The 20,071-nt window shown below is 68.9% G+C and carries 21 protein-coding genes; 2 read left to right on the top strand and 19 right to left on the bottom strand.

Going from position 1 to position 20,071, the window contains the following annotated elements; genetic code table 11:
- Positions 1-72 precede the first annotated feature (72 nt).
- Both dxr and IEX05_RS06775 read right to left on the bottom strand, forming a co-directional pair.
- On the bottom strand, positions 73-1,152 hold the full coding sequence (gene dxr / locus IEX05_RS06780) for a 1-deoxy-D-xylulose-5-phosphate reductoisomerase (RefSeq protein ID WP_188700607.1): 1,080 nt from the start codon (positions 1,150-1,152) through the stop codon (positions 73-75).
- Positions 1,153-1,159: 7 nt separating this feature from the next.
- Positions 1,160-2,137 (bottom strand): FKBP-type peptidyl-prolyl cis-trans isomerase, encoded by a 978-nt coding sequence (locus tag IEX05_RS06775; RefSeq protein WP_188700606.1) that lies wholly within the window; start codon positions 2,135-2,137, stop codon positions 1,160-1,162.
- Positions 2,138-2,280: 143 nt separating this feature from the next.
- Here IEX05_RS06775 and IEX05_RS06770 point away from each other — a divergent pair, with 143 nt between their 5' ends.
- On the top strand, positions 2,281-3,033 hold the full coding sequence (locus IEX05_RS06770; protein ID WP_188700605.1) for a lysophospholipid acyltransferase family protein: 753 nt from the start codon (positions 2,281-2,283) through the stop codon (positions 3,031-3,033).
- Positions 3,034-3,054: 21 nt separating this feature from the next.
- Here the strand turns inward: IEX05_RS06770 and IEX05_RS06765 are convergent, their stop codons facing one another.
- Positions 3,055-3,519: an OsmC family protein gene (locus IEX05_RS06765; RefSeq protein ID WP_188700604.1), complete on the bottom strand. Its 465-nt coding sequence runs from the start codon at positions 3,517-3,519 to the stop codon at positions 3,055-3,057.
- A 23-nt stretch (positions 3,520-3,542) separates the two neighbouring features.
- On the opposite strand from IEX05_RS06765, the gene IEX05_RS06760 reads away from it, so the two are divergent.
- Positions 3,543-4,541: an asparaginase gene (locus tag IEX05_RS06760; RefSeq protein ID WP_188700603.1), complete on the top strand. Its 999-nt coding sequence runs from the start codon at positions 3,543-3,545 to the stop codon at positions 4,539-4,541.
- 43 nt (positions 4,542-4,584) lie between these two features.
- Here the strand turns inward: IEX05_RS06760 and IEX05_RS06755 are convergent, their stop codons facing one another.
- The 16 genes from IEX05_RS06755 to IEX05_RS06680 form a co-directional block, all read right to left on the bottom strand.
- The gene (locus IEX05_RS06755; protein WP_188700602.1) at positions 4,585-7,410 is read right to left on the bottom strand and encodes an FtsK/SpoIIIE domain-containing protein; all 2,826 of its coding nucleotides are present in this window, start codon (positions 7,408-7,410) and stop codon (positions 4,585-4,587) included.
- Between the two features lie 89 nt (positions 7,411-7,499).
- On the bottom strand, positions 7,500-8,312 hold the full coding sequence (locus IEX05_RS06750; protein WP_373286289.1) for a PP2C family protein-serine/threonine phosphatase: 813 nt from the start codon (positions 8,310-8,312) through the stop codon (positions 7,500-7,502).
- Positions 8,313-8,429: 117 nt separating this feature from the next.
- Positions 8,430-9,335 (bottom strand): hypothetical protein, encoded by a 906-nt coding sequence (locus IEX05_RS06745; RefSeq protein WP_188700601.1) that lies wholly within the window; start codon positions 9,333-9,335, stop codon positions 8,430-8,432.
- A 52-nt stretch (positions 9,336-9,387) separates the two neighbouring features.
- Positions 9,388-10,167, bottom strand: a complete 780-nt coding sequence (locus IEX05_RS06740; protein ID WP_188700600.1) for a YaaA family protein — start codon at positions 10,165-10,167, stop codon at positions 9,388-9,390.
- Positions 10,168-10,238: 71 nt separating this feature from the next.
- Positions 10,239-10,502: a F0F1 ATP synthase subunit epsilon gene (locus IEX05_RS06735; RefSeq protein WP_188700599.1), complete on the bottom strand. Its 264-nt coding sequence runs from the start codon at positions 10,500-10,502 to the stop codon at positions 10,239-10,241.
- Between the two features lie 2 nt (positions 10,503-10,504).
- Entirely contained in the window at positions 10,505-11,950 is a 1,446-nt protein-coding gene (gene atpD, locus IEX05_RS06730) for a F0F1 ATP synthase subunit beta (protein ID WP_188700598.1), read from the bottom strand.
- Between the two features lie 24 nt (positions 11,951-11,974).
- Entirely contained in the window at positions 11,975-12,874 is a 900-nt protein-coding gene (locus IEX05_RS06725; RefSeq protein WP_188700597.1) for a F0F1 ATP synthase subunit gamma, read from the bottom strand.
- Positions 12,875-12,892: 18 nt separating this feature from the next.
- Positions 12,893-14,536, bottom strand: coding sequence for a F0F1 ATP synthase subunit alpha (atpA, locus tag IEX05_RS06720; protein ID WP_188700596.1), 1,644 nt, complete (start codon positions 14,534-14,536; stop codon positions 12,893-12,895).
- A gap of 53 nt (positions 14,537-14,589) precedes the next feature.
- Complete coding sequence (locus IEX05_RS06715) at positions 14,590-15,372, bottom strand: F0F1 ATP synthase subunit delta (RefSeq protein ID WP_188700595.1); 783 nt, start codon at positions 15,370-15,372, stop codon at positions 14,590-14,592.
- The gene (locus IEX05_RS06710; protein WP_188700594.1) at positions 15,372-15,923 is read right to left on the bottom strand and encodes a F0F1 ATP synthase subunit B; all 552 of its coding nucleotides are present in this window, start codon (positions 15,921-15,923) and stop codon (positions 15,372-15,374) included. Before IEX05_RS06710 ends, IEX05_RS06715 begins: the two co-directional genes overlap by 1 nt.
- 32 nt (positions 15,924-15,955) lie before the next feature.
- On the bottom strand, positions 15,956-16,192 hold the full coding sequence (gene atpE / locus IEX05_RS06705; protein ID WP_188700593.1) for an ATP synthase F0 subunit C: 237 nt from the start codon (positions 16,190-16,192) through the stop codon (positions 15,956-15,958).
- A gap of 47 nt (positions 16,193-16,239) precedes the next feature.
- The gene (gene atpB / locus IEX05_RS06700; RefSeq protein ID WP_188700592.1) at positions 16,240-17,013 is read right to left on the bottom strand and encodes a F0F1 ATP synthase subunit A; all 774 of its coding nucleotides are present in this window, start codon (positions 17,011-17,013) and stop codon (positions 16,240-16,242) included.
- Positions 17,014-17,208: 195 nt separating this feature from the next.
- Positions 17,209-17,637 carry a Cg1360 family ATP-synthase-associated protein gene (locus tag IEX05_RS06695; protein WP_188700591.1) on the bottom strand — a complete coding sequence of 143 codons (429 nt, stop codon included), beginning with the start codon at positions 17,635-17,637 and terminating at the stop codon, positions 17,209-17,211.
- 98 nt (positions 17,638-17,735) lie between these two features.
- On the bottom strand, positions 17,736-18,167 hold the full coding sequence (locus tag IEX05_RS06690; RefSeq protein WP_188700590.1) for a Cg1360 family ATP-synthase-associated protein: 432 nt from the start codon (positions 18,165-18,167) through the stop codon (positions 17,736-17,738).
- Positions 18,167-19,345: an MraY family glycosyltransferase gene (locus IEX05_RS06685; protein WP_188700589.1), complete on the bottom strand. Its 1,179-nt coding sequence runs from the start codon at positions 19,343-19,345 to the stop codon at positions 18,167-18,169. Before IEX05_RS06685 ends, IEX05_RS06690 begins: the two co-directional genes overlap by 1 nt.
- Positions 19,342-20,028, bottom strand: coding sequence for an L-threonylcarbamoyladenylate synthase (locus tag IEX05_RS06680; RefSeq protein ID WP_188700800.1), 687 nt, complete (start codon positions 20,026-20,028; stop codon positions 19,342-19,344). Before IEX05_RS06680 ends, IEX05_RS06685 begins: the two co-directional genes overlap by 4 nt.
- Positions 20,029-20,071 lie beyond the last annotated feature (43 nt).

Here is a 20,071-nt window from a genome sequence, read left to right as displayed (position 1 = left end):
TGCGGCGGATGCGAGGCGTGTCGATCACGTCAACATCGTCTCACGGGGCCTGCCGGAACCGCTGAAAGCAGGTCAGGCGCCGATCAGCTCGTCGGCGGTTCTGCGGGCCCACGATTCGGCCTCGGCCAGCGTGTCGAGGGTGAGCTCCGACGGCGGTTCGTGCCGTTCGACGACCTCCGCGATGGTGTCGACGATGCCGAGGAACGACAGGCGCCCCTCGTGGAAGGCGTCGACCGCCTGCTCGTTGGCGGCGTTGTAGACGGCGGGGAAGGTGGATCCGGCGGCGCCCACCTGCTTCGCGAGCGACACGGCGGGGAAGGCGGCGTCGTCGAGCGGCTCGAACGTCCAGCTGGCGGACGTCGTCCAGTCGAGCGGCGCCCCGACCCCGGGCACCCGGCGCGGCCAGGCCATGCCCAGGGCGATCGGCAGCCGCATGTCCGGGGGCGAGGCCTGGGCGATCGTGGAGCCGTCGACGAACTCCACCATCGAGTGCACGATCGACTGCGGGTGCACGGCCACGTCGATCCGCTCGAACGGCACGTCGAAGAGCAGGTGCGCCTCGATGACCTCAAGCCCCTTGTTCACGAGGGTCGCCGAGTTGGTGGTGACGACGCGCCCCATGTCCCACGTGGGATGGTTCAGCGCCTCCGCGGGCGTCACATCGCGGAGCGACGCGCGCGTGCGGCCGCGGAAGGGGCCGCCCGAGGCCGTGACGACCAGTCGCCGCACCTCGTCCGCGGATCCGCCGCGCAGCGCCTGCGCGATGGCCGAATGCTCGGAGTCGACCGGCACGATCTGGCCCGCCGCGGCGGCCCGCTTCACGAGCGGGCCGCCGACGATGAGCGATTCCTTGTTCGCGAGCGCGAGGGTGCGCCCCGCCTCGAGCGCCGCGAGGGTCGGGCCAAGCCCCACGGAACCGGTGATGCCGTTGAGCACCACATCGGCCTCGACCTCGCGCACGAGCTGCGCGGCGGCGTCGGCCCCGAGAGCGGTGTGCGCGACCCCGAACTCCGCCGCCTGCTCGCGCAGCAGCGTCTCCTGCGATCCGGTCGCCAATCCGACGAGCTCGAAGAGCTCGGGGTTGGCCCGGATCACGTCGAGAGCCTGCGTGCCGATGGATCCGGTGGATCCGAGGACGATGACCCTGCGCATGATGCGGTTACGCGGCCGGGACGTGGGCGGTACCGAGGATGTCGACGACGAAGATCAGGTCGTCCTCGGCGAGCTCGCTCTCGCTTCCGGCGTAGGCCTCGGCCTTCGGGATCACAGCGACGACCTGCGAACCGACCTTCTGGCCGACGAGGGCCTTGGTGAAGCCCTCGATGACGCCGTTCGTCGGGAACGAGGTGGGCGCGCCGCGGCCCCAGCTGGAGTCGAACTCCTCGCCGTCGGCGACCTTGACGCCCTTGTACTGCACGAACACCTGGTCGCCGTCGGCCACGGTCTCACCGTCGCCCTGCTTGAGCACCTCGATGGCGGTCGTGTCGCCGACCTTCAGGTCCTCCGGGACCGTCACATCCGGGGTGCCGTCCTCGGCGAGCGTCACCGTCGGGAAGCCGTCCTCGGGCGCGACATCCTCGCCCCACGCGGCGGTCGGCGCCTTCTCGAAGACGTCGATGACCGCGACGGCGGCCTGAACGCTCTGACCCGTCGCGGCGGTCTGCTGCGGGATCGTGAACGCCACCCGCGAGCCGAGCGGCACGTCGACGAAGGCGTCAAGGTAGCTGCCCTCGACGATGCCGAGCGGCAGGCTCGAGAACGGCTCGTAACCCTCGGCTCCGAGCTTCTCGCCCGTCTCGGCGTCGTACATGGTGGCGGCGTAGGTGACGTAGTCGCCGGCCGCGATCTTGTCGCCGTCGCCCTCGCTGATCACGGCGCTGGAGATGTCCGGGATCCCGAGCGGCGCCTCGAATTCGGCGGTCGCCTCGGATCCGAAGTCGCCGCTCACGTCGACGCAGTCGGCGGCCTTGCCGGACTCCTCCCCGGCGTCGCACATCTCGACGGGCGCGGCGCTCGCAGAGGGCGTCGCGGTGGCGGATGGCGTCGCGTCGCCGTCGTCGGACACGGAGCCGCAGCCAGCGAGGGCGAGAACGGCGAGGGCGGAGGCGGACAGAGCCGCGATGGAACGAAGACGCACGATGAAGACCTCAATTTTCGTGGGCGGTTTCGCCCATTTTGCCGCATCAGGCTATGTGCGCTCACATTCGCGTCCCGTTCGGCGCCTTTTCCCGGGAGAATGCTGATTCCCGCAGGGGCATATATGCGCCGTATCCTGACAGGATGACCGAATCGCGTGATGTGAGCCCCCGCACGCCCAGCTGGGTGTACACCTTCGGCCGTACCGTGCTCGCGCCGCTCGCGCGCATGGTCTACCGCCCGCGGGTCGAGGGCAAGGACCTCATCCCGAAGGACGGCGCCGTGATCTTCGCGAGCAACCACCTCTCCTTCATCGATTCGATCGTGATCCCGATCGCCGCGGCTCCCCGCCCCGTGCACTTCCTCGCGAAGGCGGAGTACTTCACGGGCACGGGCTTCAAGGGCTGGTTCTCCCGCACCTTTTTCACCGCGGTGGGTGCGACGCCCGTCGAGCGCGGCGTCGGTCAGGCCGCGATGGACGCGCTCGACCAGCAGAAGGAGATCCTCGCCTCGGGCGCGGCGATCGCCCTGCACCCGGAGGGCACTCGTTCGCGCGACGGCCGTCTCTACAAGGGCCGCACGGGCGTCGCATACCTCGCCCTCGAATCGGGCGCGCCGGTCGTGCCCATCGGGCTCATCGGAACCGACAAGGTCATGCCCGTCGGGGCGAAGATGCCATCGTTCCGCGAGCGCGTCGTCGTGAAGTTCGGCGAGCCCCTCGATCTAACCCACCTCGGCCCCGCGTCGAGCGGGAAGGCCCGCCGCCTGGCGACGGATGAGATCATGACGGCGATCCACGCGCTCTCGGGTCAGGAGCTCGCCGGCACCTACAACGAGCTGCCGGCGCAGACCGCCGTGGAGAAGATCAAGCGCGCCCTCCCGCACGAGCGGAAGTGACGCCCAGCCGCGCCATGCCGCTCACGCGGCCGTGACGACCGGCTCGATCACCACGTCGAAGTTGAGGCTGTTCGAGATGAAGCACCATTCGTGCGCCTCCTCGTGGGCCGCGATCGCGTCGCCGATCATGGCTTCGTCCGCCACCTCGATCCGAGGGCGGAGCGTCGCGCCGGTGAATCGGCCGCCGTTGCCCACGACCTCGATCTCGGCGCTCGCCTCGTCGACGTAGCTCGTGACGACCACGCCGCGGAGCACACAGGCGTGGAGGTACGAGAGCATGTGGCACTCGCTCGCGGCGGCGAGGAGAAGCAGCTCCGGGTTCCATCTGACGGGATCCCCGCGAAACGGCACGTCGGCCGATGCCTCGATCTCCGGACGCCCCGGGACGCTCAGGGTCACGTCCCGCGTGTAGTCGCGGTAGCCGCTCGTGCCCGTTCCCTGGTTGCCGGTCCAGGTCGACGTGAGGGAGTATCCGTGAGTGCTCATGCGGCCGAGTCTAGGCTTATAGCGTGGTCACCGCAGAAACCTTCCCCGCATCCGCCGCCGCCGAGCTCGCCGTTGTCGAGCGTGGCGGCTTCGTCGAGTCTCGGCACATCGGATCCGCGATCGTGCTCGCGCCGGACGGCGAGACCCTCATCTCGCACGGGGATCCGTCCGCGCTGATCCTCCCGCGCTCGGCGCTCAAGCCGCTGCAGGCGATCGCGAGCGTCACCGCGGGGGCGAACCTTGCGGGCGAACGCCTCGCGATCGCGACGGCGAGCCACGACGGCACGGCCCGGCACGCGGAGCTCGTGCGCGCGATGCTCGCCGATGTGGGCCTGACCGAGGATGCGCTCCGCTGCCCGCCCGCGTGGCCGTCGAACGCCGACGCGCGGAGGGCGCTCATGGTCGACCACGCGGAGAAATCGCCTTTGCACCACAACTGCTCCGGCAAGCACGCTGCCATGCTCACCGCGTGCCGCGCGAACGGCTGGGACCTCGAGACCTACCTGCACCCGGAGCACCCGCTCCAGGTGCACACCCGCGAGGTCGTCGAGCGCCTGACGGGCATGAAGATCGCCGCGTCCGTGACGGACGGCTGCGGCGCCCCCGTGCACGCCATGAGCCTGCTGTCGCTCGCGCGGGGGCTCAACCGCGCCGGCAACTCGGCCGAGAGCTCGCCGTTCGCGCTGTACCGGGTCGCGGCGCAGCTTCTGCGCGCCGCGCGCGAGAACGCGTGGGCGATCGAGGGCCCCGGCGGCGACGACACCCTCACGATCGAGCGCTTCGGCGTGTTCTCGAAGAAGGGCGCGGAGGGCGTGCAGACCATCGTCGCGCCCGACGGCACCACCGTGGCCGTCAAGATGCTCGACGGCTCGAACCGCGCCGCATCCCTCGTAGCTCTCGCGCTCCTCGCCCGCACCGGCGCCGTCTCGGTGAAGGAGGTCGCGGCCGCCGCGGCCGAACGGCCCAACCTCCGCGTGCTGGGCGGCGGACGCACCGTGGGTGTGATCCGCGCCACGGTCTGATCCCGCCCGGATCCTCCCCCGCGGCCGTTATGTGAACACGGATTCACGGGAGCACGACCCGTGTGGGCGCGGCGCCGCCGCTGACGAGCCACGCGCGCGCCGCCCGGGGCCGGGCGTAGGGTGGCAGCTCCCGCTCGCCCACGAGCGTTCGGAGCTCCGTGGCGCAGTCGGATCCCACGACCATGTCGCCGTGGGTGCGCACGGCCTGCAGGAGCGCGAATCGGCGCTGCCACGCGTCGGCGTCGCCGACGATAGCGAGCGGGATGTCGCCGGCGGTGAGCAGTTCCCCGTCGGGGACCTCGTCGACGGCCACGACCCGCACCCGCGCTCCCCATTCCGCCCGCAAGGCCTCGGCGCGGCGGCCCGCCGCGCGCAACACGAAGCCGGTCAGCGGGGCCGTGGGGCACCACCGCGCGGCGCCCGATTCGACCGCCGGTTCTGACCACGTCTCGGGTTCGGCGAGCTGGGCCTCGTGACCGTCGATGACGGCGCGACCCGGGCCCCGCCGCGGATCGTACAGCTCGCGGTCGGCGCCTGCGGCCGTGTGATCGTGCACGGCCGGAAGCGCCAGGACCACGCGACGCGGGAGCACGTCGGCGATCTTCGATATTGCGCCCGTCAGGCGCGCCGCGGTCAGGACCACGGTCGTGCCGGTAGCCCCCGCGTCGCGCACGATCTGCTCGAGCCGCTCCCCCGCCGCGTGCGCGTACTCCGAGGGAAACCGCGCGAGCAGCGCGTCGGCATCGTCGATGACGAAGAGCTCCGGGGGATCCTGCTCCGCGCGCTCCAGCGCGTCCCACGCCCCCTCGCTCTCTCGCGGCACGCTCACGGCGCGGTAGCCGCCGGCGCGGGCGGCCTCGGTGACCCAGCGGGCCAGGCCCGTCTTGCCGCTGCCTGAGCCTCCGACGACCAGGAAACCGCGATCCGTGCCCGGAACCAGCGTCACCGCGGTCTGGCGCTGGGCCTCGGGTTCGTCGGCCAGCGCGCACACCAGGGCGCCCTCGGCCGTCACGGGTGAGTCGGGTCGCCACCGGTCCGGCAGCGGATCCAAGAGCGGCCCCGGCGCGGGCCGCACGCCCGCATGCGAGCCTTCGAGCGAGACGACGTCGGGCGCGGACACGAGCGCGAACCGCGCCAGCTGCGGCCCGGCGTCTGCGGCGCGCCGAACATAGCCGACGCCCCGATGCTCGGCATCACCGGGGATCTCCGCGGCGGCGGCCACGCCGATCAGCTGCGTGCTCTCGCGCTCCTCGGCGACGCGCAGCGCGATCCGGAGCGGCGCGTTGGCGAGGAGCGCGTCGCGCACGATGCCCGACGCGCGCTGCGTTCCCAGCACGAGATGCATTCCGAGCGCGCGACCGCGGGCCGCCACGTCCGTGAACACCTGGTGCAGGTCGGGGTGATCCTGCAACAGCGCGGCGAACTCGTCGATGACGATCATGAGGCGGGCGAGCGCCACGCGAGGGTCCGAGATGTTGCGCGCCCCCGCGCCCGCGATGAGCCGCTCCCGCCGGTGGATCTCCGCGCGCAGCCCCTCGACCGCGCGCCGAGCGCCGGCACCGTCGAGATCTGTCATCACGCCAGTCACGTGCGGCAGGCCGCGCAGGTGATCGAAGGCCGTACCGCCCTTGAAATCGCCGAGGAGGAACACCAGCTCGGCGGGAGAGTGGGCCGACGCGAGAGCCGCGATCCATGTCGTCAGCAGCTCGCTCTTGCCCGCGCCCGTTGTTCCGACGACGACCGCGTGCGGGCCATCGGCCACCAGGTCGACGTCGATAAGCGGAGGCGCCTCGTCCGGTGAGTGCGCGCCCACGCCGACCACGGCGCGCAGCCCCGCCGGACGCCTCTCGGCATCCCCCTCACTCGCCGCCCTCGCGCGGAGATGCGCGAACGGGACGGGCCCGCCCGGCAGACCGGCCTGTGTCTGTCTCGCCCTCCGCATCATGGTGGCACCAATGCGCCGCGCCTGACCGATCGAGATGCCCTCCGATTCGACGGCCACGTCGCCGCCGTCCGCGACCAGGCGGCCACGCAGCCCCTCGTCGAGTTCGACCAGGGCCGCGCATTCATGCGGCACCGCGTCGTGTTCGCCGACGAGCGCGATGACCGTCTCGACACCGTCGGGAACGGCGTCGCCGGGCCCGAGCACCGCCACGCGTCGCGCCCCGGACTCGCCGCCGCCGAGGTGCGGGATCCCATCCGCCCAGTCCTCGCCGAGCGGTCGCGCCACGAGCGACACCGCGGTCGGCGGGTGGCGGAGCACGAGCTGCGCCACGAGGGCGCGCACGACCGCCCTGCTCGCGACGCCGTCGCCGCGCACGCACACTCCCCTCTCCCACTCGACTGTGACGGGTGCACTGGCGAGCGTCTCTGCCTCGCGGCGGAGTCGCTCGGCGCGCCCACCCTCACCGCCCGCGACGACGACGATGCTCCGCGCCGGGCCGCGGCCGATCGTGAGCGGCCCCTGCCTGCGCCACAACCAGCCGTCGTGGCTCGTCGCCCCACGCACATCCGGTGTTGCGGCACGCCGGAGCTCCCGCTCTTCCTCGTGGCGCCGCTCCACCTCCGCGAGAACCCGAACGCACGCCGCATCGAGGCGCTGCTCGGCCGCGCGCCGCTCGCGCCGCTCGCCTCGCGCGCTGTCGAGCATCGACCCCAGCGCCATGAACGGCCCGAGCGCCGCGAACCACAGCATGAAGATCGACCCCGTGAGCCGCCACATCACCACGGCACCGACGACGGGAACGAGCGACGCGAGAAGGGGGAACGGACGGCGCGAGGGCGGATCCGGCAGATCGGGAAGTTCGAGCGGCTCGGCGAGGCGACGGGTGGCGGGGGCCACCGAGGTCTCCGCGGGTGCGAATGTCATGCGGCCATACAACACGTTTCGGCCCCACCGCAGGAGGCGGATGGGGCCGAATGTGGATGAATCTGCCGGGGTGACGGCCTGGGGATCGTTTAGACCGCGGGCTCCGTGACGCTCAGCACGTCCACGACGACGATCGAGACGTTGTCGCGGCCGCCGTTCTCGAGAGCGGCGATCATCATCGCGTTCGTGGCGTCGGCCGGGTCGGGGTTGTCGTGCAGGAAATGGAGGATCCCGTAGTCCGTGAGTTCCTTCGTCAGACCGTCCGAGCAGATAACGTAACGGTCGCCCTCCTGCACGTCGATGCGCACGTAGTCGGGCGTCACATGCTCCGTCGGACCGACGGCGCGCGTGATCACGTTGCTGTAGGGGTGCGTCTCGGCCTCCTCCTCGGAGAGCCGGCCCGCGGCCACCAGCTCCTGCACGAGGGAGTGATCGGTCGTCACCTGCATGAGCTGCTCGCCCCGCTGCAGGTACACGCGCGAGTCGCCGACGTTCATCGCGACGACCGAGAGCATGTCGTCGTCGCTGTCGATGTAGATTCCGGTGAGCGTCGTGCCCGTGCCCTCGTCGGTGGCCTCGGGGTGCTCGGTGATGTCGCGCACCGCCTTCACGAGCGCATCGGAGATGCCCTCCGGCGACACCGACCCCGTCTTCGCGAGCTCACCCATGCGCGTCACCACCGACTGGCTCGCGATCTCGCCGCCGATGTGTCCACCCATCCCGTCCGCCACGATGAACAACGGGTAGTCCGCGAAGAACGCATCCTGGTTGTTCTCGCGCTTCCGGCCTGGGTCGGTCGCGCCGGCCCAGCGCAGAGACAGCGATGCACCGTTGCCGAGCGCAGCGTCGCGGCTGTGGGTCTCGGGCCTCGCGGGCAGTGTGTAGGTGGGCTCGTCAGACACGGGATTGGCCTTTCCGGCTTCGTCTCGCGGCGTCGCGTGCGACGCAGCAGGTGTACTCCAGTTTACGCAACATTGCCGCACGGCCCCGTCCGGGTGGGCGGGGCCGTGCGGGAAGCGTCAGGAGCGCGGGGGCTCGGCCGGCGGATTCGTGTCAGAGTCCGGCGTCGCGGGCCCCTCGTCGGAATCCGAGCTCGGCTCGGGTGCGGGGTACGCCGGGTCCTGCGGTGCGGCGGGAGCGGCGAACGGATCCTGCGGCGCCGCGGGCTGACCGAACGGGGGCTGCTGCGGGGCCGCGGGGGCGGCGAACGGATCCTGCGGGGCGGCCGGCTGGCCGTACCCGTCCTGCGGGGCCGGCGGCTGCCCGTAGGGCGCCTGCGGTGCGGCGTATCCGGGCGTCGAGCCGTAGGGGTCCTGCGGCGCGGCGGGAGCCGGGTAGCCGTACGGGTCGGCCGAGGCGGCGCCGTAACCGTAGCCCGCGGCACCACCGTAGGCCGCGGCGGGCACGCCGCCGAAGGGCACGCCCGCCCAGTTGGTCTTGTCGCCGAGGAAGGTGTCGGCCCACTTCGCGCGCGGGATGTTCGGCTGCCACGGATCCTTCGTGAACGCCATGATGCCGAGCCAGATGATGCCCCCGAGGCCGGGCAGGCCGAGGGCGAGCGCCGCCCACGCGGCCTCGTTCTTCGCCTTGAAGCTCACCCGAATGACCGCCATCGCCCAGAACACCGCGAAGGCCGCGAGGAGGAGAGAACCGACGTAGATGATCGACAGCACGCCGCCGCCGACCGCGAAGATCAGCACGAGCCAGGGATTCATGTCGCCGATCTTGAAGAAGATCATCTCGCGGTACACCGGAACCCACGCGCGCCACTTGTCGGTGACGCCGGCCTTCTCGAACAGCTTCATGTAGAAGACCGAGAACAGCACGTAGGCGATGATGAACGGCACAATCAGGATCACGGCGAGTGCCGCGAACATGGCGCCGAAGGCCGTGGCCATTTCGGCGAACGGATCGTCGTAATACATGTTTTCCTTCTGGTCGATGCCGTTCTCGGCATACGTGCAGGATGCCCCCAGACTAGCGACTTCGCCCAGCGATCGCGAAGATTTCGGCGTCCGGTACCGTCGATTCCTCCGTCAGAAGGAGCTCGTCTCCCTCGCGAGAAATGACGAACCCGGCGGAGCGGGCCCACTCGACGATGGCATCGACGGTGTCGAAGCGCTCCCCCGCCAGCGCAAGCGCCCGCGCGAAGACGCCCTTCGTCTGCTTGTTGAAGTGGTTCAGCGCACGACCGTCGCCGTTCACGACCCGAACGTACGCCTGGTCTTCGTCCGCCGGCACCGGCCCGAGCGCCCGATAAGCCTCGGAGCGCAGGTCGAGCACCGGGCCGCATCCCTCGAGCTCCACCGACGTGGCGGCAGCCCAGTGCCGCTTGAGCGGCGCGAGCCCCGGAAGACGGTGTCCCGCCGACAGGCGGAACGCCGGAATCGGATCCAGCGCCCCGACGGGGCCGAAGAGCGCCGTCTGGATCGCGGCGTTCTCGGCGAGCCACGCCCGCGCATCGCCGGTGAGGCTGCCCGCGTCGAGCGCGTCGTAGAGGACGCCCGTGAAGCGGTCGACGGCGGGCAGCGTCGCCGAGTCGCTCACGGCGGCGTTCACGTCGATCTCGCGCAGCTGCCGTTGGGAGAGCTTGAGGATCCGCGCCATCTCCTCCGGTCGCCGCGCCAGCTCCGCGAGCGCGCCGATCGCCTCCGCGCGCAGCGGTCCGAGCCCGGGAAAGACCAGCTCCGCAAGCCGCAGCGGGTCACCGGATCCGCCCGGCCGCTTGGTCTCGGACGGCGGGAGCAGGACGAGCACGAAAACCTCCAAGAAGTGAGACGACGAACGGGGCGGGGACCCGAAGATCCCCGCCCCGTTCCGAAAGAGTGTCAGGCGACCAGCTGCGCCTGGCCCGCAACGATGTTGATCGTGTCACCGATCTCCATCGAAATGAACCCGTCGCTCGCGTCGGCGACAACCTTGGTGCCGTCGACCTGCGTGATGCGAACCTGGCCGTTCGCGAGAACCGCGAGCGTGGGCTCGTGGCCGGCCATGAAACCGATCTCGCCCTCCACGGTCTTCGCCACGACGAGGCTTGCCTCGCCCGACCAGATCTCGGCCTCGGCCGACACAAGGTTCACGGTGAGAGCCATGATCAGCCGTTCTCCTTCTGAATCTTCGCCCAGTTCGCCTCGACGTCGCTGATGCCACCGACGTTGAAGAACGCCTGCTCGGCGACGTGGTCGAACTCGCCCTTGACGATGGCGTCGAACGACTCGATCGTCTCCTTGAGCGGAACCGTCGAACCCTCGACACCGGTGAACTTCTTCGCCATGTAGGTGTTCTGCGAGAGGAACTGCTCGATGCGGCGCGCACGCGACACGACGATCTTGTCCTCTTCCGAGAGCTCGTCGACACCGAGGATCGCGATGATCTCCTGGAGTTCCTTGTTCTTCTGGAGAACCTGCTTGACGCTCGTGGCGACGCGGTAGTGGTCCTCGCCCAAGTAGCGGGGATCCATGATGCGGCTGGTCGAGGTCAGCGGGTCGATCGCGGGGTACAGACCGCGCGAAGCGATCTCACGCGAGAGCTCGGTCGTCGCGTCGAGGTGCGCGAACGTCGTCGCCGGCGCCGGGTCGGTGTAGTCGTCAGCCGGCACGTAGATCGCCTGCATCGAGGTGATCGAGTGACCGCGCGTCGAGGTGATGCGCTCCTGGAGAACACCCATCTCGTCGGCGAGGTTCGGCTGGTAACCCACGGCCGAAGGCATGCGGCCCAGAAGGGTCGACACCTCGGAACCGGCCTGCGTGAAGCGGAAGATGTTGTCGATGAAGAGCAGCACGTCCTGGTTCTTCACGTCACGGAAGTACTCCGCCATCGTCAGCGCCGACAGGGCCACGCGCAGACGCGTTCCCGGCGGCTCGTCCATCTGGCCGAAAACGAGCGCGGTCTTGTCGAAGACGCCCGCCTCCTCCATCTCACCGATGAGGTCGTTGCCCTCACGCGTGCGCTCACCAACACCGGCGAACACCGACACACCGCCGTGGTCCTGCGCGACGCGCTGGATCATCTCCTGGATGAGGACGGTCTTGCCGACGCCCGCGCCGCCGAACAGACCGATCTTTCCACCCTGGACGTAGGGGGTCAGGAGGTCGATCGACTTGATGCCGGTCTCGAACATCGTGGTCTTCGACTCGAGCTGGTCGAAGTTGGGGGCCTTGCGGTGGATGGGCCAGCGCTCGGTCACCTCGAGGGTCTCGCCCTCGCCGAGGTTGAGGGCGTTACCGGTGACGTCGAACACCTTGCCCTTGGTCACGTCGCCGACGGGCACCGAGATCGGCGCACCGGTGTCGCGAACCTCCTGGCCGCGAACCATGCCGTCGGTCGGCTTCAGCGAGATGGCGCGAACCATGTCGTCGCCGAGGTGCTGTGCGACCTCGAGGGTGATCTCGGTCGACGTGGTGCCGGTCGAGATCGTCGTCTTGAGGGCGTTGTAGATCGCCGGGAGCGCGTCGTGAGGGAACTCGACGTCGACAACCGGCCCCGTGACGCGGGCCACACGCCCGACGACCGCGGTGGTTGAATCAACCGTGGTGGTCATGATTTTCGTCTCTTTCTGAGGGTCTTAGGACGCCAGGGCGTCCGCGCCGCCGACGATCTCGGCGATCTGCTGCGTGATCTCGGCCTGGCGCGCATTGTTGCGCAGGCGCGTGTAGTCGGTGATGAGCTTGTCGGCGTTGTCCGAGGCCGACTTCATCGCCTTCTGCGTGGCGGCCTGCTTCGCAGCGGCCGACTGCAGGAGGGCGTTGAAGATGCGGCTCTGGATGTACACCGGCAGGAGCGCATCGAGAACATTCGCGGGCTCGGGCTCGAACTCGTACAGCGGGAACACCTCGCTGGACGAGGTGTCCTCGGCCTCGTGCGCCTCGACGACCTGGAGCGGGAGCAGACGAACGTATTCGGCCTCCTGCACCATCATGCTGACGAAGCGGTTGTAGACGACATGGATCTCGTTCACGCCGCCCTCGGCCTCGTCGAGGTTGTAGGCCTCGAGGAGCGCGTCGGCGATCTCCTTCGCCGTCTCGAACGAAGGGGTGTCCGCCTCACCCGTCCACTCCTGCGCCGCCACCATCTGGCGGAACTGGAAGTAGCCAACGGCCTTGCGGCCGAAGAGGTAGAACACGACCTCCTTGCCCTCCGAACGGAGAAGTGCGGCGAGCTCGAGCGCTTCCTTGATGACCTGCGAGTTGAACGCGCCGGCGAGGCCGCGGTCGCTGGTCAGCAGCAGGATGGCCGACCGCGTCACCGTCTCGTTCTCCCGCGTGAGCGGGTGATCGATGTCGGTGTACGTCGCAACGGCGGAGACGGCTCGCGTGACCGCGCGGGAGAAGGGCGACGACGCGCGCACGCGCGCCATCGCCTTCTGGATCCGCGAAGCCGCGATGAGCTCCATCGCCTTCGTGATCTTCTTGGTGGTCTGCGCAGAAGAGATCTTCTGCTTGTACTCCCTGAGTTGTGCGCCCATGATGCGTCCCTCAGGGGGTTAGGCCTTGCGGCCCTTGACGATCTGCTCCCGGCCGATCTCTTCGTGCTGCGCCGCCTGATGCTCCTCGTGGCCCGGCGCACCGATGCCCTGGCCCGAGCCCTGCTGGAACTCGAGCACGAAGGTGTCGACGGCCTTCTCCATGTCGGCGAGCACGTCGTCCTCGAGCTTGCCCGAGGAGGCGAGGCGGTCGAGAACATCGGTGTTGCGGCGCACGTAGTCGAGCAGCTCGCGCTCGAAGCGAAGGACGTCCTCCACCGCGATCGTGTCGAGCTTGCCGTTCGTACCGGCCCAGATCGAGACGACCTGTTCCTCCGCCGAGTACGGCGAGTACTGCGGCTGCTTGAGAAGCTCGGTCAGGCGCGCACCGCGGTCGAGCTGACGACGCGAGGCCGCGTCGAGGTCCGACGCGAACATCGCGAACGCCTCGAGCGAGCGGTACTGGGCCAGCTCGAGCTTCAACGTACCGGAGACCTTCTTGACGTGCTTCTGCTGCGCGTCGCCACCGACTCGCGAGACCGAGATACCCACGTCGACGGCGGGGCGCTGGTTCGCGTTGAAGAGGTCCGACTGCAGGAAGATCTGGCCGTCGGTGATCGAGATCACGTTGGTCGGAACGTACGCCGAGACGTCGTTCGCCTTGGTCTCGATGATCGGCAGACCGGTCATCGATCCGGCGCCGAGGTCGTCCGACAGCTTCGCGCAACGCTCGAGCAGGCGCGAGTGCAGGTAGAAGACGTCGCCCGGGTAGGCCTCACGTCCCGGCGGACGACGAAGGAGAAGCGACACGGCACGGTAGGCCTCGGCCTGCTTGGTCAGGTCGTCGAACACGATGAGGACGTGCTTGCCCTGGTACATCCAGTGCTGGCCGATGGCCGAGCCGGTGTAGGGAGCGAGGTACTTGAAGCCCGCGGGGTCCGAGGCGGGAGCGGCGACGATCGTCGTGTACTCCATCGCGCCGGCGTCCTCGAGCGCACCCTTCACGTTCGCGATCGTCGAGCCCTTCTGGCCCACGGCGACGTAGATGCAGCGCACCTGCTTGTCGGGGTCGCCCGACTCCCAGTTCGCCTTCTGGTTGATGATCGCGTCGATCGCGATGGCGGTCTTGCCGGTCTGGCGGTCGCCGATGATCAGCTGACGCTGACCGCGGCCAACCGGGATCATCGAGTCGATCGCCTTGATGCCGGTCTGCAGCGGCTCGTGCACGCTCTTACGGCTCATGACGCCGGCGGCCTGGAGCTCGAGCTCGCGCTCGCCCTCGATGCCGGTGATCTCGCCGAGGCCGTCGATCGGGTTGCCCAGCGTGTCGACGACGCGGCCGAGGTAGCCCTCGCCCACCGGAACCGAGAGGACCTTGCCGGTACGGGTGACCTGCTGGCCCTCCTCGACGCCCGAGAACTCGCCCAGAACGACGACGCCGATTTCGTGCTCGTCGAGGTTCTGTGCGAGGCCGAGGGTGCCGTCCTCGAAGCGGATAAGCTCGTTCGCCATCACGCCCGGGAGACCCGAGACGTGAGCGATGCCGTCGGCCGCGTCGGTGACGGTGCCGACCTCGCTCGCGCCAGAACCGGTGGGCTCGTAGGCGGAGACGAAGTCCTTCAGCGCGTCACGGATGACGTCGGGGCTGATGGTGATGTCTGCCATTGTCTTCCTTCGTTGTGCGGGCCAGTGGGCCCGGGAGCTTCCTTCCGGAAGCGTTAGCCTGCGAGCCTCGACCGGAGGTCGGTGAGGCGGGTCGAGATGCTGCCGTCGATGACATCGTCGGCGATCTGCACGCGGATGCCGCCGATCACCGAACGGTCGATGACCTCGTTGATCGACACGGCGGTGCCGTAGCTTCGCGACAGCGAGTCAGCGAGGCGCTGACGCTGCGCGTCGGTCAGTGCGGTCGCCGTCTGCACGGTGGCAACGGCGCGGCCGCGCTCAGCGGCGACGACCTGAATGGCCTCCTGCAGGGCCGCGCGAACGCGGCGGCCGCGCGAGTGCTCGGCGATCGATGCGGTGATGAGGAGCGTGCCCGCCGAGACGGAGGATCCGAGGATCTTCTCGATCAGCTCGCTCTTCTTCGACGGCTCGCCGAGTCGCGAACCGAGTGCAAGCTCGAGCTCCGGGTTCTCCGCGATGACGCGGATCACGTGGAACAGCTCGCCCTCGACGCCGGCCTGCTCGGTCTTCGCAACCGCGCGGATCGCGAGGGTCTCGATGCCGTCGACGAGGTCGTCGGCCGAGGACCAGCGCTGCGCGGAGACCGCACCGAGGAGGTTCATCGCCTCGGGCGACAGCGTTCCGAAGACTCGACCGACGAGCGCCTGACGAGCAGCCGGGTCGGCAGCCTGATCAGCGAGCGCGCCGCTCAGAGCAGCGGATTCGCCCGCGGCACGAGCGGCGGCGAACAGCTCGCGTGCCGTGTCGAGGGTGACCGTCGCAGTCGACAGTGCCTGAGCACTCGCCGCGAGAGCCTGAGTGGTCGCGCTGCCCATTACCGGGCCGCCTTCTCAGACGTCTCGAGCTCGGCGAGGAAGCGGTCGACGACGGCCTGGGCCTTCGCGTCTTCGCTCATGGTCTCGCCGATCACGTTGCCCGCGAGGTCCAGGGCGAGCGATCCGACGTCCTGACGGAGCGAGATCATCGCGGCCTGGCGCTCGGCCTCGATCTGAGTCTGAGCCGACACCGTGATGCGCTCGGCCTCGGCCAGCGCGTTCGCGCGTGCCTCGTCGACGATCTTCTTGCCGTCGACGCGGGCACCCTCACGGATTTCACCGGCTTCGCGACGCGCATCAGCGAGCTGCTGCGTGTACTCGGCCAGCGCGGCTTCTGCCTGACGCTGCGCTTCGTCAGCCTTCTCAATGTTGCCCTCGATGGCCGCGGAGCGGGCATCGAGCACCTTGTTGAGGCGGGGCATGGCGACTGCGAGGATCACAATCGCGATGATGACGAAGCAGACCGCGGACCAGATGATGTCGTACACGGCGGGGAAGAGCGGGTTGTGCGTTTCCCCCTCAGCCGCGACAGTGACAAGAGCGTTCAGCATCCTGTCTCCTTATCTGTGAAGCGGTGGATGAATTAGGCGCCGAAGATGAAGGGCGTTGCGATGCCGATGAAGGCAAGGATCTCGATGAAGGCGACACCGATGAACATCAGGGTCTGGAGACGACCGGCGAGCTCGGGCTGGCGAGCCGTCGACTCGATGGTCTTGCCGACCACGATGCCCAGACCGATGGCCGGGCCGATCGCTGCGAGGCCGTAGCCGATGGTCGCGATGTTGCCGGAGATTTCCGCGAGAACCGTCGTAGCGTCCACTGGGGGTTTCCTTTCATAGGGCGAATAGCCGGTCGGCTATCCGTCAGTCAGTGCTCGTCTGCAACCGCGAGCTGGATGTAGACCGCGGTGAGGACCATGAAAACGTACGCCTGGAGGAAGGCGACGAAGATTTCGAACAGGGTGAAGGCGAAGCCCAGAGCCAGGGAGAACGGCGACAGGACCGTCATCCAGTTGAAGCTGAGCAGGAAGAAGTGCGTCGCGCTGAAGAACAGCACCAGCATCAGGTGGCCGACCATCATGTTCAGCAGCAGTCGCAGCGTGAGCGACACGGGGCGGAAGACGAAGGTCGAGATCAGCTCGATAACCGAGATGATCGGGATGAGGTACCCGGGGACTCCGCCGGGAACCAGGGAGTTCTTCATGAAGCGGCCGAAGCCGTGCTTGCGGATACCCGCGTAGACGAAGCCGACGTAGGTGACGACCGCGAAGAGCAGCGGCGTTCCAATGACGCTCGTGCCCTGGATGTTCAGACCCGGGATAACTCCCATCAGGTTGAAGAACAGGACCCCGAAGAAGATGACCGTCAGCAGGGGGACGAACTTCTTGCCCTCGCGCTCGCCGATGACCTGGTAGGCCTGGCCGCGAACGAAGCCGAATCCGAACTCCACGACCTGCTGGAAGCGCCCCGGAACGACCGTCAGCTTGCGCGTGCCGAGGAGCATGAACAGCACCAACAGCACGGTCGCGATGACCTGGACGAGGTTGATTCGGGTGAACTCGAAGGGGGTGCCCTCAAAGAAAAGCGCGTCCGGGAAGAAGTCGCTAATCGACGGCGGGTGGAACTCGACCTCATCGGCCATCGGTGCGATTATGCTCGCCTGAGTCAACGCGTGGCTCCTGCTTCTCGCGCAGGATCTCGCCTGCGGGGTGTGCGGTGGGAGGGGGCAACTGCTTCAGACCAGCGCTTCACCGTGCCGGGACCCGCAGCAGAACCTCGTCTAGCGTATCAAAAACTTGGGCCTAGTTTTGACGCGCTGTAGAAATCCGGGATGTGGTCAGACCTCAGGGTCGTCGTCGCCGGGCAGGCGCACGTCGCTGACCGCCGGGATGCGCATCTTCGCGATCACCGCGATGTCGACGACGATCGAGCCGATCGCGGTCGCCATGAGGGCGCCGTAGAGCACCCCGCGCACCACCCAGTCGAGCCCGAACACGATGTTCAGCGCGATGATGAAGGCGAGGATCTTCACGAGGAAGACGCCCATGAACACCCCGAAGAAGATCACGAGGTAGTTCGGCGTTCCGAAGAAGCGATTCGCGAAGAGAATCGTAGCGGCGGTGAGCGCGGGGAACAGGAATCCGATCACGGTGCCGAGCACGGCGCTCCAGAGCCCATCGGTTCCGCTCACGACGACGCCGATCACGCCCGTGACGACGAGCACGGCGCCGCTCATGATCGCGCTCCACAGGAGCACGTTGCGCATGATGGGGTTACTCGAAACGGGTGAGGGGGCCACTGTGGTCTCCTGAAATCGCGGAACGGGCGCGGAACGTGCGCCCCCACGAGGGTACCGGGCCGAGCTTAGGAAGATTCCCGTGCGAGACGCTCGTCGGCGGGACTCCGGATCCCGTTGGCAACGAACACGTCGATTGCGAGCGACACGAGCGCCGTCCCGAGAAGCGCGCCGTAGGCGGCGCCCGGGACCACGCCGACGACGTCGAGCAGGACGAGCAGCGCGACGAAGAAGAGCACGACCTTGATGACGAAGCCCGCGAGGAAGCCGAAGAAGACGCGCGCGGCGTAGCGCGCGGATCCGTACGCCCGGTCGGGGATCGCGAGCGCGAGCACCGTCAGGACGGGAAACACGAGACCGGCGGCCGCGCCGACGGCGGCGCTGCCGAGCCCCTGCGGCCCGGCAACGACGAGGGCGAGGAGGCAGGCGACGAACGACGCGCACGTCCAGCCGATGGCGCTCATCGCGATGGCGCGCAGGACGACGGGGTTGCGGAACATCAGGCTCCCTTCACCGCTTCCGGCGCCGGCGACTCTCGCCGCGGCGGCGTCGCGGGCACGACGGCGAGCACGAGGCAGGCGGCAAAGCCGACGACGCCGTAGGCGACGGCGATCCAGTACTCACCGATGCGGTGCTCGCCGAACCAGTCCTCCCCCGTGAAGATGTACATCAACAGCATCGTGAGCGACGCGATCGCGCTGAACGCGTAGAACACGAGCACCGCCTGGCGAACGGAGTGCCCGCGATCGATCATGCGGTGGTGGAGGTGCTCGCGGTCGGGCGAGAACGGCGACTTGCCGCGCGCCGTGCGGCGGATGATCGCCATGCCGAAGTCGGCGAGCGGCAACCCGACGACGAGGATCGGCAGCAGGATGGGAATCAGGGTTCCGATGATCTGTGAGCGACCCGTGACGTCCTGATCGAGGGCCGCCGGCGGAAGCTGCCCGGTGATGGCGATGGCGCTGGTCGCCATCAGGAGTCCGACGACGAGGGCCCCCGTATCGCCCATGAACATCCGCGCGGGGTTCCAGTTGATCGGCAGGAAGCCCGCGCACGCTCCGACGAGCACGACCGCCAGGAACGTCCCCAGGTTGGCATAGCTCGTCGCGCCCGCGTCGCGCACCAGCAGGTACGAGTAGACGAAGAACACGCCGTTGGCGATGAGGCACACCCCCGCGACGAGGCCGTCCAGGCCGTCGATGAAGTTCACGGCGTTCATCACGACGACGATCGCGAACATCGTCAGCACGATGCTCATGCCACTCGAGAACAGGGTGATGCCGTTGATCGGCAGGGCGTAGATCTGCACGCCGCCGCCGACGGCGATGATCGCGGCCGCGACGAACTGCGCGCCGAGCTTCAGGAACCAGTCGAGGTCCCAGATGTCGTCCGCCAGCCCCACGAACGCGATCAGGAGGGTCGCACCGAGCACGGACCACACCACTCGGGGTTCGGCCCAGAAGATGTCGAAGAACCCGACGAGGCGGGAGAGCAACAGCACGCTGACGATGCCGAGCAGCATCGCAATGCCACCCAGGCGCGGAGTCGGCCGGGTGTGCACGTCGCGTTCGCGCACCGCGGGGTACCACTTGAACCGCAACGCCACGCGCCACACCACGAAGGAGAAGCCGCACGTGATCACGGCCGTGACGAGAGCGGTCAGCAGATAGAGCTTCACTGAGGCGGATCCTCGCCCGGGTCCGCCTCGAGCAGCTCGCCCAGCACCTCGCGGAGCTCGGCGCGCGAGACCGCGCCGTCGCGCAACACGCGGACCGTGCGCTCTCCGCGGCCGGCCAGACCGGTCGCGTCGATGATCGTCGAGGCGACTCCCGTCGCCACCGGCCCGTCGTCGAGAAAAACCGAGACGCTGTCGCCCAGCATCGCGACGGCCGAGGCGGCGTCGATCGCCGCGGGTCGGCCCGTCAGGTTCGCGCTCGATACGGCGAGCGGGCCGGTCTCGGCGAGAAGCTCGAGCATGATCGCGTTGTCGGGCTGGCGCACCGCGACGGTGCCCTTCGTCTCACCCAGGTCCCACGTGAGCGACGGCTGCGCGGGGAGCACGATCGTGAGCCCGCCTGGCCAGAAGCGTTCGACCAGCCGCTCGACCTCTTCCGGCACCTGCTCAACGAGGGCGCGGAGCGCATCCGTGGAGCCCACGAGCACGGGCGGCGGCTGCTGGCGCGAGCGCCCCTTCGTCGCGAGGAGCTTCTTCACCGCGGCCGGGCTGAACGCGTCGGCGGCGACGCCGTATACGGTGTCGGTCGGCGCGACGACGACCTCTCCCCGCGCGAGAGTCTGGCGCGCGGCGCGCATGCCGGCGAGCATCTGCTCACGGTCGCTGCAGTCGTAGACGGTTCCCATCACGCCCTCGATTCTACGGTCGCGAGACTGTGCATCACGGAAT

It is taken from the genome of Microbacterium nanhaiense, assembly GCF_014646015.1.
GTDB lineage: Bacteria > Actinomycetota > Actinomycetes > Actinomycetales > Microbacteriaceae > Microbacterium > Microbacterium nanhaiense.
The sequence above is the reverse complement of the archived record's forward strand: the minus strand, read 5'-3'. Positions and strand labels throughout refer to the sequence as shown.